Origin of the sequence: Archangium violaceum, from assembly GCF_016887565.1 — a bacterium.
GTDB classification, from domain to species: Bacteria; Myxococcota; Myxococcia; order Myxococcales; family Myxococcaceae; genus Archangium; species Archangium violaceum_B.
Window position 1 is genome coordinate 7,661,663 of sequence record NZ_CP069396.1, and the last position, 12,086, is coordinate 7,673,748.

The following is a 12,086-nucleotide window of genomic DNA, read 5'->3' on the forward strand; positions in this document are numbered from 1 at the left end:
TCAGAACACGCCGTCGAAGATCCGCCAGTTGCTCACCCCCCCGCCCACCGCCACCTTGGAGGGGAAGGAGGCCTGGCGGTACGGGGTCGAGCCCCGCTTCACGTTGCCGAAGAGCAGCTTCACCCGTCCGCTGTCATGCGAGCTGGCCGCCAGACCCTGGTGTCCCAGCAGACCGGAGAAGCACCTGCTGCCGATCAGCTTCCACGTCGAGGCGTTCTGCGAGCCGTACCCCCATGCGCACGTCTGCGTCCCGTCGTACTGCACCGTGAGGCGGAGGAACGTGACGCTCTCCTGGTCGACGGTGTCCGCCGGAACGATGTCCACCTCGGCCGAGGACGAGGAGCCGCCCGTGCTCGTGCGGTACTGGATGCGGGGCTTGTGGCTGTCCGCCGGGCGGCATACCGCGAAGTAGCGTGCATTGGACGCCGTGCTCTCGCGGACCATCAGGCACCCCTTGGCCCACTCCTCCACGTGGCTGTTGGGCGTGTTCACCGCCGCCGTCCAGGTGGTCGTCGTCACCGCGCCGTTGTACTCGGAGGCGAACAGGAAGCTGTCACTGCTTCCCCAGATGTCTCCAGAGTCCACCTCGGCGCCGATGACGTCCACGGACTCCTGATAGCCGCCGCACGACCAGGACCCGAAGCACCCGAAGGGCCACCCCAGGGCGTTGTGCGTCACCGCCCACCCGTCCTGGTGGAAGCTCACCTTGTCCGTGGCGATGTGATTCGCCATCGCCGACACCGCCCGGCTCCACGACGCCGAGTCGTTCACGCCCCACACCCGGCTGATGAAGCCCGCCGAGTACACGCTGGAGGCCAGGGAGGAGTTGTCGTTCTGGATGTTGAAGAACACCGCATGGCCCTTCGCGCCAATTGCCGAGGAGCTGGTGAGGTCGGGCGCGATGAAGGCCACGCGGCTGGTGGCCGTGGAGCCGTTGGACACGTAGGTGTTGAGCTTGCTGGTGGGCGAGGACACGTCCCCGCCGGTGAGGGCGATGATGAACCTGCCCTTCAGGGCCGTGGTGGAGGGCCAGCCACAGGCGCCCGTCACCGCCGCTTGCAGGCTGGAGGCACCCGGGCAGGCCGCCATCACATCCGAGGGCTTGAAGAGCCAGGACGCGGGCAGGTGCGCGGTGATGCGGTTGTCCAGGTCCTGTGGCATGCGGCCGGACTCGAAGGCATCCTTGAGATCCACCCAGACCGTCACCACCTCATGCGCGGGATTGGCGAGGTGGAAGGCGCGCAGCTCGTCCAGACAGTCGGAGAGCCGGTGACACGTGGTCTCATGGTCGACGACGTCCGAATGGTAGACGTACCAGTTGCCCGTCACCTCGGACCATCCGCTCTTGCCGTTGTGGATGTCGAACTCGAGTGAGCGGACGCGGTGGTACACGAGCTGATCGATCAGAGCCTCGTCGCGCTGGTACGAGTTGTGCGACGACTTCTGCCGCACCTCGTTGTACGCGGGCTGGGCCAGCGCGGGCACTCCCACGACCGCCAACACTCCGCAAACGATCTTCAGCCAGGCCTTCATGAGCTCTCTCCTTCATCCCTTCGAGGGACGGGCACGGCGCGCGAGCACGTCCTTCACGTCCTCCAGCGTCACGCCCAGCGGGCGCACCGCCACGAGCAGGTGGTAGAGCACGTCCGCGGCCTCCTCCACCGCGCGCTCCTTGTCCCCATCCGCGCACGCCGTCACCAGCTCCGCCGCCTCCTCGCCGATCTTCTTCAGGCGCAGGTTCCGGTCGTCCAGCAACCGCCGCGTGTAGCTCGGCTTCTCTCCCGGCTCCGGTGCCTTCGCCGCCCGCTGGGCAATGGTCTTGTCCAGCTCCACGAGCGCGTCCACCGGACCGATGTCGAAGCAGGTCTCCGCGCCCGTGTGGCACGCCGGACCGGCCTTCTCCACCCGCGCCAGCACCGCGTCTCCATCGCAGTCCGCCGTCAGGGACACCACGCGCTGCACGTTCCCGCTCGTGCCGCCCTTGTGCCACAGCCCGCGCGTGCGAGAGCGGTAGTACATCTCGCCCGTCTCCAGCGTCTTCTCCAACGCCTCGCGGTCCGCGAACGCCACCATCAGCAGGTCGCCCGTGCTCGCGTCCTGCGTCACCACCGTCACCAACCCGTTGCCCTTGGCGAAATCCAGCTTCGACAGATCCAACATCATGCCCTCTTCGTCGCGCCCAGCATCTCGCGCACCTGGCTCGCGAGCGCCGCGTTCGTCGCAATGGCGTTGCCGCCGAACGAGGTCCTCGTCCCCGTCCAGTCCGTGAAAACTCCTCCCGCCTCCTCGACGATGGGCTGCAGCGCCGCCGCGTCCCACGGCGACAGCTCCTCGTCGATCATCACCTCCGCCCGCCCCGTGGCCAACAGCAGGTAGCCGTAGCAGTCCCCCCACGTCCGCGCCAGGTACGCCTTCGCCATCACCTCGCGCCACTTCACCCCGCGCTCCGGATACACCCGGAAGCGCTCGTCCGAGGCCAGCACCAGCGACTTGGACAGATCCGCCTGCTCCGACACCCGCGTCCGCTTCCCATTCCACCAGCACCCCTGCCCCGGCGCCGCCACGAGCAGCTCTCCCACGGGCGGGAAGTACGCCGCGCCCGCCAATATCCGCTCGCCCTCCGCCAGGGCCACCAGCGTGCCCCACAGCGGCACGCCGTGGATGAATGACTTCGTGCCGTCGATCGGATCCAGGATCCACCGGCGCTTCGCCCCGGGCCGCGTCTCGCCGAACTCCTCCCCGAGGATTCCGTCCTCGGGGAAGCGGGATTCGATCCACTCGCGCGCCGTCGTCTCCGCGGTCCGGTCCGCCACCGTCACCGGCGTGCCGTCCCCCTTCATGTCCACCTTGACGCCCTTGCGGAAGAAGTCGAGCGCCACGTCTCCCGCCCTGCGCGCCACTTCCTCCGCCGCCTGCATCAACGACTGCGCGTCCATTCAGAGGCTCCTGATCCCGAGGCCGCTCTCGCGGAGTAGCGATTTGATCGCCCCGACCGTGGTGACGCCATCGTGGAGGATGCCCGCCACCAGCGCCGCGTCCGCCCTGCCCTCCTTCAACGCGGCCCGGACATGCTCCGCGTTGCCCGCACCACCCGAGGCGATGACCGGGACGTCCACCTGCTCGGCGATCGCCCGCGTCAGCTCCAGGTCATACCCCGAACGAGCCCCGTCCCTGTCAATGCTGGTGAGCAGGATTTCACCTGCTCCACGTTTCACGCACTCGCGCGCCCAGGCCACCGCCTCCAGGTCCGTGGCCCGCTTGCCACCATGCGTGTAGACGCGCCACTTGTCCCCATCGCGCTTGGCGTCGATGCTGGCCACCACGCACTGGGCCCCGAAGCGCTCGGCGCACTCGGTGAGCACCTCGGGCCGGGCCACCGCCGCCGAGTTGATGCTCACCTTGTCCGCGCCCGCCCGCAGGGCCCGGCCCACGTCGTCCGCCGTGCGCACACCACCGCCCACCGTCAGCGGGATGAACAGCCGCTCCGCCGTGCGCTGCACCAGGTCCCACAGCGTCGCGCGCTCCTCGTTGCTCGCGGAGATGTCGAGGAAGGTCACCTCGTCGGCACCCGCCTCCTCGTAGCGCATGGCCAGCTCGACCGGGTCTCCCACGTCCCGCAGGCCCTCGAACTGGACGCCCTTCACCACGCGCCCGCCCTTCACATCCAGACAGACGATCAGTCGCCGTGTGAGCATCTCACTTCACCTCCAGGGCGACCGCGCCCTTCGTGCTGAAGACCACTCCCGAGTCCACCATCGCGTCACGCAGCGCCATGCCGAGCGCCTTGAAGGCCGCCTCCGTCACGTGGTGGCTGTCCTTGCCGCGCAGGATGCGCAGGTGCAGCGTCACCCGCGCGTGCTCGCAGAACGAGCGCATCACGTGCTCGTACAGCTTGTTGCGCAGCGGACCCCGGTAATAGAAGCGCCCGCCCACGTCGATGCACGCCTGCACCAGCGCGTCGTCCATGGGGATGGTGCGCTCGCCGTAGCGGGCCGCGGTGGCCGGAATCACCTTCTGCACCGCCGCGCCCAGGGTAATGGCCACGTCCTCCATCAGGTGGTGCCGGAGGTCGCCCCGCGCGTGCAGCGTCAGGTCCAGGCCCGCGTAGCGCGCGAAGGTGGACAGCATGTGATCGAAGAAGGGCAGGCCCGTGTCCACCTTGGTGGTTCCCTTGCCCAGGGCGATCTCCACGGTGACCTTGGTCTCCTTCGTCTCCCGAACGATCGTCGTCATACGAACTCCCGCGCCACTTCGGCCGCATCCAGCTTGCCCGTGTACAGCGCCATGCCGATGACCGCGCCGAAAGCCCCCACGCGCCCGAGGGCCCGCAGGTCCTCCAGCGTCGTCACGCCACCCGAGGCCAGCAGCGGATGGCGGCTCGAGCGAGCCACCTCCTCCATCAGCGGCAGGTCCACGCCCTCCATCTGCCCCTCCTTGTGCACCGCTGTCACCAGCAGGCCTCCCAGGGGCAGGGGCTCCAGGGTCCGCAGCACCTGGGCGATGTCCCGGGAGCTGCCCGCCGTCCAGCCGCGCGTCAACACCTCACGGCCCTTCACGTCCGCGGCCACCACGACCCGGCCCGGGAAGCGCTCGGCCACCTCGCGCAGCCACTCCGCGTCCTCGATGGCCTTCGTGCCCACCACCACGTAGGAGGCGCCCAGTGCGAGCAGCGCCTCCACCTTGGACGTGCTCCGCACGCCACCACCCACCGAGAAGGCCAGTCCCTGCTCGTGGCTCAGCAGCGTCCCGATGGGACCCTCGTTGGAGCCCTTGCCCAACGCGGCGTCCAGATCCACCACGTGGAAGCTCTTGAAGCCGTACGAGCGCCAACGCTTCAGCGCGTCCAGCGGATCCTTCACCCGCACCCGCTCGTCGGCATACGAACCGCCCACCAGTTGCACGCAGGCGCCCTCGCGCAGGTCGATGGCAGGAATGGCGATCACTTGCGCACCTCCTCGAGGAAGGCCTGCAGGAAACGCACACCCGCCCCTGAGCTCTTCTCCGGGTGGAACTGCAAACCGAGCACCTTCCCGCGCCGCACCGACGCCGGGAAACGGTCCTCCTCGTGCGTCGTCCAGCCCACCACCACCCCGGGCTCCTCGGCGCGGCAGACGTAGCTGTGCGCGTAGTAGACGGTGTCCAGCTTCGCGCTCCGCAGCGCGGTGTCCTCCTCCACCGAGTTCCACCCGATGTGAGGCACGTGCCGGGCGCGCAGCTTCGTCACCCGGCCGCGGAAGAGGCCCAGACCCTGGCCCCCACCCTCGTCGCTCGTGTCGAACATCAGCTGCATGCCCAGACAGATGCCGAGGCACGGCAGGCCATCCAACACCGCGCGCCGCATCTGTTCGCGCCCCGGCTCCATCCGAGCCGCCGCCGCGCCGAATGCGCCCACTCCCGGCAGCACCAGCACGTCCGTGTCCAGCGCCCGCACCGGATCCTCCTGCACGCGCACCTCCACGTCCGGCGTCGTGGCCAATGCCTTGGCCAACGAGTGCAGGTTGCCCGCTCCATAGTCGAACAGCGTCACTCTCACGGCAGAGCCTCCCGCAGCGCTCCGAGCGCCGCCTCCATCATGGTCCACGGGCCGCATCCGATCCGGAGCGCGTCCCCGATTCCCGTCAGTCCCTGGAACGCCCGCACATTCACGTCCCGCTGCCGCATCCGCTCCGCCACCGCGGGCGCTCCGGCCAGCGGCACCAGCACGAAGTTGCCCTCGGACGGCAGTGGCTCGAGTCCCAGCTTCCCGAGCTCGGCCTCCAGCCGTGCACGGATGGCCAGGGACTCCGCCGCCCGCGCCTTCATCCACTCCACGTCCTGCGTCAGCGCCACGGCCGCCAGCCGCTCGGACAGGCCCGTGACCTTGTACGGGCCCCGGGCCTTCTCCACCTCGGTCACCAGCGTGGCGTGGCCCACCGCGTAGCCCACCCGCATGCCCGCCAGACCGAAGGCCTTGGACAGGGTGCGAGTCACCAGCACGTTGGGCCGCGTGCGCGCCAGATCCAGGAAGCTCTCCCGGGCAAACTCGGCATAGGCCTCGTCGATCAGCACGACGCCGGACGCGTTGTCCACCAGGCGCTCCATCGAGGCCCGGGGGATGACCGTCCCCGTGGGGTTGTTGGGGGTGCAGACGTAGATGAGCTTCGCCCGGGTGGCCAGCAGCCCGTCCACGTCGATGTCGTAGTCCGGCCGGAGCGGCACCGGGAGAGCCCGCAGGGCGTTCACCTTCGAGAGGTAGGGCACCATCACGAAGGTGGGCTCCTGGAAGGCCAGGGCATCCCCCGGCTCCAGGAAGGCCCGGAGGGCGCTGTCGATGACGTCATCCGAGCCGCACCCGGTCGTGACCTGCGCGGGCTCCATCCCCGTGTACGCGGCCACGGCCTGCCGGAGGTCCGGCGCATAGCCCGTGGGGTAGCGGCTGGCCAGGGAGGCCGTCGCCTCGCGCAGGGCACGCTCGGCGGCCGGAGGCATGCCGAACAGGTTGGTGTTGTCGCTCAGGTCCACGCTGCACTTCAGCTTGGAGGGCGAGTACAGGCGGATGTCCGCGAAGGAGGCGCGCGAGGGCAGGCTCATGACTTCCTCCAGCCGCGAGCGGCATCCGCGTGGGCGAAGAGTCCCTCACTGTCGGCCAGCAGGCCCACGTCGTCGGCGAGCCGAGCCGCCGCGTCGCGCGTCACGCGCTGGTACGTGGTCCACCGGTAGAAGTCGAGCACGCTCAGCCCCGAGTACGCACGGGCCAGGCCGGCGGTGGGCAGCACGTGGTTGGCTCCCGTCATGTAGTCGCCGTAGGCCACCGAGGCGTACTGGCCCACGAACACCGTGCCCGCGTTGCGCGCCTTGGGAAGGTCCGCCAGCGGCGACGTGGTGGCGATGAGCAGGTGCTCGGGAGCGAAGTCCGCCACGAAGGGCCAGGCCTCCTCCAGCGAGTCCACGCTCAGCACGGCGCCCCGGTCGCTCAGGGCCCGCGTAACGATCTCCTGACGCTTCGCCCGCGCCGACGCCCGTCCCACCGCCGCGGCCACCGCGTCCGCGAACACATCGCCCACCGCCACCGTCACGCAGCAGGCGTCCGGATCGTGCTCGGCCTGGGCCAGCATCTCCCGCGCCACCGCCTCGGGGTCCGCCGAGCTGTCCGCGACCACGAGGATCTCGCTCGGACCCGCCGGCGCGTCGATGGCCACCGCGTCCACTACCTGCAGCTTGGCCGCGGCCACGTAGGCGTTGCCGGGGCCGACGATGCGGTCCACCCGAGGCACGCTCTCGGTGCCGTAGGCCATGGCCGCCACCGCCCCCGCTCCACCGAGGGCGAAGACGCGGTCCGCGCCGGCCAGCGCCGCCGCCGCCAGTACGCCCGCCGAGGGCCTGCCATCCGGGCCGGGCGGCGAGCAGACGATGACCTCGCCCACCCCGGCCACCTTCGCCGGCACCACGCCCATGAGCACGCTGCTCGGGTACACGGCGCGGCCACCCGGCGCGTACACGCCCACGCGCCCGAGCGGATCCGGCCGGCGTCCGACGATGATGCCCGGCTCCGTCTCCACCTCGGTGGCCTGGGGCTTCTGCGCCGCGTGTGCCTGGGTGATGTTGCGCGCCGCGCGGGCCAGTGCGTCCCGCAGCTTCGGCTCCAGCGAGGCCAGCGCCGCCTCGCACACCGAGCGCGGAACCTCGAGCGACTTCAGCTCCGCGCGGTCGAACTCGCGCGCCATGTCGCGCAGGGCCTTGTCTCCGTCCCGGCGCACGCGGGCGATGATGTCCGCGGTGCGCTGGGCAACGCGGGTGTCCGACCCGCCCGTGCGGTCCAGCAGACGACGGCGAGCCTCGGGGGACAGCTCCTTCAGACGCCCCCGGTACTTGAGGGTGGGAGCGCTCACGGCATCAGCCTCTCGATTCGGGTGACGAGGATGCCCTCGCAGCCCAGGTTCTTCAGGGCGGCTATGGTGCGGTAGATGCTCTTGGCGGGCACCACGGCGTGCACGGCCACGAAGTCACCGCCCTGCACATCCACCACGGTGGGGCCATTGAGGCCCGGCAGCACCTCGCGCACATTGGGCAGCACACCGCGCGGCACGTTGGCCATCAGGTAGCGCCTGCCCCGGGCCGCCAGCACCGAGCCCAGCGCCTGCCGCAACTCATCCAGCTTCGCGGCCGCCTCGGGCGCGTGGCCCTTGCGAGCGATCAGCCGCGCGCTCGACTGGACCACCGTTCCCACCTCACGCAGACCGTTCATCTTGAGCGTGGAGCCCGTGGACGTCAGGTCCACGATGATGTCCGCGATGCCCAGGTGCGGGGCGATCTCCGTGGCGCCCGAGACCGGCACCACCGTCACCCGATGGCCTCGCTTCGTGAAGAACTCCTGCGTCAGCCGCGTGAAGGACGAGGCCACGCGCACCCCGTCCTGGATGTCCTCGAGCTTCTGGATGCCGCTCTCCTCGCGGGCGGCCACCACCAACCGGCACTTGCCGAACTCCAGGTCCATCAGAAGCTCCAGCTCGCGGCCGGACTCACAGACCAGGTCCCACCCGGTGACGCCCGCGTCCGCCGCGCCATCCGCGACGAACTCGGGAATGTCCTGGGCGCGCACGAAGATGGCCTCGAACTCGCCGCCGAGCGACGCGGTGAGGGCACGTTCTCCTCGAACGCGGACCTCCAGGCCGGCATCGTTGAACAGCTCACGGACCTCTTCGGAGAGACGGCCTTTGTTGGGCAGGGCGATTTTCAGCATCTGAGTACTCGGTAGGTGGGGGGGGACGGGCCCGGAAACGAAAAAAGCCCGTCCTGGGTGGGACGGGCTTCCGTTCACTGCTGCGTTTGCTTCGGGGGGCGTCTCTTACGCGTTCACCCGGGCATGCGCATGGCGAGCGGTCCCGTCAGGGGGCCGATGATGATGCGCGGGGTGATGGTGGATGGACGCGAAACGCACGGTACTCTTAGGTAGCGGAAAGACCCCCATGCCGTCAACCCAACCGTTTCCCCCTCTGCTGGGCCGCCAGGGGGGCCTTTCCGACACCCGGGTACCCGTCCAAGCGACCGTCGACCTCGAAAAACCTCGTTGGGTTGGCCTTCTGGAGCCCGATCCTCCTAGAATCGCTCGCCGTGGAAGCCATTCCTCCCGTACCTCCCCGGATCCTCATCGTCGACGACGACGATTCCGTGCGCGACGTCATCTCCGTCCTCCTCAGGGAGGAGGGATACAACTGCGTGGTGGCCAGTGGCGCCGAAATGGCCCTGGACATCGCCGGTCAGGAAGAGACGCCGCTTGTCATCAGCGACATGAAGATGCCGGGCAAGGATGGCCTGTGGCTGCTCGAGCAGCTGCGCGAGCGCTATCCGGACACCTCGGTCATCATGCTCACCGGCTACGGTGACACCGAATCCGCCGTGGATTGCCTGCGGCGCGGCGCGGTGGACTACCTGCTCAAGCCACCCAAGCTGACGGACCTCATCCGCGCCATCGAGCGGGCGCTCGCCAAGCGGCGCATCGAGCTGGCCCGCAAGCGCTACCAGAAGAAGCTGGAGCGCAAGGTGCGTGACCGCACGACCGAGCTGCGCAACGCGCTCCGGGACATCGCCAACACCTACCAGTCCACCCTGCTGGCGCTGGTGGCGGCCCTGGACGCCCGCGAGCACGAGACGTCGGACCACTCGCAGCGCGTGGTGCGCTACACCAGCGCCATCGCCGAGCGCATGGGCATCAAGGGCCCGGAGCTCGAGGAGATCGGCCGCGGCGCGCTCCTGCACGACATCGGGAAGATTGGCGTGCCCGACGCCGTGCTGCTCAAGCCGGGCAAGCTGACCCCGGAAGAGTGGCAGGAGATGCGCAAGCACCCGGACATCGGCTTCCAGATGATCCAGAACATCCCCTTCCTGGCCACGCCGGCGCAGATCGTGCTGTCGCACCAGGAGCGCTGGGATGGTCAGGGCTACCCGCGCAACCTCCGGGGCCAGGAGATCCACATCGGCGCGCGCATCTTCGCCGTGGCGGACACCCTGGACGCGATGACGAGCGACCGGCCCTATCGCAAGGGCACCACCTTCGCCAATGCCATCGCGGAGATCACCCGCTGTGCCGGCACCCAGTTCGACCGCGAGGTCGTCCGTGCCTTCCTGGATATCGGTGAGCAGGCGCTCATCAAGATCAAGGAGGACATGCACAACCGGAAGCTGACGTTGGTGCAGGCGGAGGCGCAGGCCCAGGAGGCCGAGGCCACCCTCGCGCGGCTCAGCGACGATCTGGACGACATGGACCAGACCATCCCGGGCCCTGGAGGCCCCCCGAGCAGCCCTGGTCCCACGCCACGCGCCGCGCCCACCCCCGCCGCTCCCGTTTCCAGCCCGGCGGTGGCTGCCACGACGGCCACTCCCCGTCCGGAGCAGCCCGTGGTCCTCTCGGTCCTCGCCGGGGGACGCCAGGGCAACTCCCGCGACTGAGGGTCAGGTCTGGTCAACCAGACCCGGCCGTACTTCAGGTCTGGTCAACCAGACCCGGCCGTACCTCAGGTCTGGTCAACCAGACCTCAATCGAGCCCAGATCGAGCGGAGACGGCGACTTCGGGCATGCTCGGCATAGGCTCGGCGGTTAATAGTCGAGCCCCTCCATGACGCCAGCCCCTCCTATAAGGGATCCCCTGACTCCTCCCCTGCTCGACGCTCAGGGGAGAACCATGACCTACCTGCGGCTGTCCGTGACGGACCGGTGCAACTTCCGCTGCACGTACTGCTCGCCAGCGAGCTGGGGTGGGAAGAAGGACCTGCTGACGCCCGAGGAATTCGAGCGCATCGTCTCCGTCTTCGCCCGAATGGGCATCCGGCGGGTGCGGCTCACCGGAGGCGAGCCCCTGATCCGCCCGGACATCGTCGAGGTCTCCCGGCGCATCGCCGCGGTGCCAGGCGTGGAGCGGGTGGCCATCACCACCAACGCCAGCCACCTGGAGCGGTTGGCCGTGCCCCTGCGCGAGGCGGGCGTCACCCAGCTCAACATCAGCCTGGACACCCTGTCCGAGGCCACCTTCCGGCGCATCTCGAAGCAGGGAGAGTTCGCCACCATCCTGCGCGGCATCGACGCGGCCGTGGGGGCGGACTACGCCTCCCTCAAGCTGAACGTCGTCGTCATGCGCGGGGTGAACGATACCGAGGTGCCGGACCTCATCGCGTATGCCCACGCCCGGGGCATGGTGCCGCGCTTCATCGAGCTGATGCCCTTCGGACAGGGCACCCCGGTGCCCACCGCGGAGCTGGTGGACGGGCTGCGCACCACCGGCCTCTCCCTCGTCCCCGAGGACGAGCAGAACAGCGTCACCGCGGGCCCAGCCCGCTACTGGCGCGCGCACGGGGGGCTCGTGGGATTCATCTCTCCCCTCACCCAGAACTTCTGTGGCGGTTGCAACCGCGTGCGCGTGGCCTCCAATGGAGACCTGCGCAGCTGCCTCGGCGGGCGCGCCCAGGCGCCGCTGCACACGCTCATCCGCGGCGGAGCCACGGACGCGGAGCTGGCCCTGGCCATCCGCGGCGCCCTCGGCGAGAAGCCCGAAGGCCACCGCTTCACCGAGCCCGGTGCGGGCGCCTCGCTGCTGTCCATGATGGGCATTGGCGGCTGAGCCCAGAAGACGACGGGCGAGGACCGGACCCCTGGTTGGAGATCCCTCCTCGCCCGTGGCGCGACGCCTTCTCCGCTGCGGTTACTTCACCAGCCGGAGCGTGGCCGGGTAGCGGTACATCTCGCCGTTGTTGGCCTTGATGCCGGCGATGATGGACAGCACCAGCGCGGCGAGTCCCACCAGCGGCAGCAGGAAGATGCCGATCACCGCACACGTCAGGAGGGCCGAGACGACGAGCGCGATGAAGACGGTGATCTGGAAGTTGAGCGCCTCCTTCGCCTGAGCCTCCACCCAGGGCGACTCCTTGCCCTTGGTGAGCCACACGATGAGCGGTCCGAGGAAGGGGAACCCCACCACGGACGCCACCAGCGCGCTCAGGTGCGCGATCATGCCCCACGTCTTCTCGTCCGCCGTGGGCGCCGGCGAACCGGTGATGAAACCGGCCTGCTGCTGCATTTCCATTGCGAGTTCCCCTCAGGGTAGTCAACGGGCGCG

At 69.5% G+C, this 12,086-nt stretch carries 13 protein-coding genes; 2 read left to right on the top strand and 11 right to left on the bottom strand.

Annotated elements, in window-relative coordinates:
- From JRI60_RS30355 to hisG, 10 genes are read right to left on the bottom strand one after another with little or no spacing between them, the layout of a single operon-like run.
- A complete protein-coding gene (locus JRI60_RS30355) occupies window positions 1-1,533 on the bottom strand; it encodes a Ca2+-dependent phosphoinositide-specific phospholipase C (protein WP_204219392.1) in 1,533 nt (510 codons plus the stop codon).
- Window positions 1,534-1,545: 12 nt separating this feature from the next.
- Complete coding sequence (gene hisIE / locus JRI60_RS30360; protein ID WP_204229159.1) at window positions 1,546-2,160, bottom strand: bifunctional phosphoribosyl-AMP cyclohydrolase/phosphoribosyl-ATP diphosphatase HisIE; 615 nt, start codon at window positions 2,158-2,160, stop codon at window positions 1,546-1,548.
- Window positions 2,160-2,936 carry a histidinol-phosphatase gene (hisN, locus tag JRI60_RS30365; RefSeq protein ID WP_204219394.1) on the bottom strand — a complete coding sequence of 259 codons (777 nt, stop codon included), beginning with the start codon at window positions 2,934-2,936 and terminating at the stop codon, window positions 2,160-2,162. The genes hisIE and hisN overlap by 1 nt, the downstream gene beginning before the upstream one ends.
- Window positions 2,937-3,695 (bottom strand): imidazole glycerol phosphate synthase subunit HisF, encoded by a 759-nt coding sequence (gene hisF / locus JRI60_RS30370; protein ID WP_204219396.1) that lies wholly within the window; start codon window positions 3,693-3,695, stop codon window positions 2,937-2,939.
- Window position 3,696: 1 nt separating this feature from the next.
- Window positions 3,697-4,233, bottom strand: a complete 537-nt coding sequence (locus JRI60_RS30375) for an imidazoleglycerol-phosphate dehydratase (protein WP_204219398.1) — start codon at window positions 4,231-4,233, stop codon at window positions 3,697-3,699.
- A complete protein-coding gene (locus tag JRI60_RS30380; RefSeq protein WP_204219400.1) occupies window positions 4,230-4,943 on the bottom strand; it encodes a HisA/HisF-related TIM barrel protein in 714 nt (237 codons plus the stop codon). The genes JRI60_RS30375 and JRI60_RS30380 overlap by 4 nt, the downstream gene beginning before the upstream one ends.
- Window positions 4,940-5,533, bottom strand: a complete 594-nt coding sequence (hisH, locus tag JRI60_RS30385; protein ID WP_204219402.1) for an imidazole glycerol phosphate synthase subunit HisH — start codon at window positions 5,531-5,533, stop codon at window positions 4,940-4,942. Before hisH ends, JRI60_RS30380 begins: the two co-directional genes overlap by 4 nt.
- The gene (locus JRI60_RS30390; protein WP_204219404.1) at window positions 5,530-6,570 is read right to left on the bottom strand and encodes a pyridoxal phosphate-dependent aminotransferase; all 1,041 of its coding nucleotides are present in this window, start codon (window positions 6,568-6,570) and stop codon (window positions 5,530-5,532) included. Before JRI60_RS30390 ends, hisH begins: the two co-directional genes overlap by 4 nt.
- Window positions 6,567-7,868, bottom strand: coding sequence for a histidinol dehydrogenase (hisD, locus tag JRI60_RS30395; protein ID WP_204219406.1), 1,302 nt, complete (start codon window positions 7,866-7,868; stop codon window positions 6,567-6,569). The genes JRI60_RS30390 and hisD overlap by 4 nt, the downstream gene beginning before the upstream one ends.
- Window positions 7,865-8,719 (bottom strand): ATP phosphoribosyltransferase, encoded by an 855-nt coding sequence (gene hisG, locus JRI60_RS30400; protein ID WP_204219408.1) that lies wholly within the window; start codon window positions 8,717-8,719, stop codon window positions 7,865-7,867. Before hisG ends, hisD begins: the two co-directional genes overlap by 4 nt.
- 371 nt (window positions 8,720-9,090) lie before the next feature.
- Here hisG and JRI60_RS30405 point away from each other — a divergent pair, with 371 nt between their 5' ends.
- On the top strand, window positions 9,091-10,425 hold the full coding sequence (locus JRI60_RS30405; protein WP_204219410.1) for an HD-GYP domain-containing protein: 1,335 nt from the start codon (window positions 9,091-9,093) through the stop codon (window positions 10,423-10,425).
- Window positions 10,426-10,592: 167 nt separating this feature from the next.
- Window positions 10,593-11,591 carry a GTP 3',8-cyclase MoaA gene (moaA, locus tag JRI60_RS30410; RefSeq protein ID WP_204219412.1) on the top strand — a complete coding sequence of 333 codons (999 nt, stop codon included), beginning with the start codon at window positions 10,593-10,595 and terminating at the stop codon, window positions 11,589-11,591.
- Between the two features lie 81 nt (window positions 11,592-11,672).
- On the opposite strand, the gene JRI60_RS30415 is transcribed toward moaA, so the two are convergent.
- Window positions 11,673-12,053: a DUF4870 domain-containing protein gene (locus JRI60_RS30415; RefSeq protein ID WP_204219414.1), complete on the bottom strand. Its 381-nt coding sequence runs from the start codon at window positions 12,051-12,053 to the stop codon at window positions 11,673-11,675.
- Window positions 12,054-12,086 lie beyond the last annotated feature (33 nt).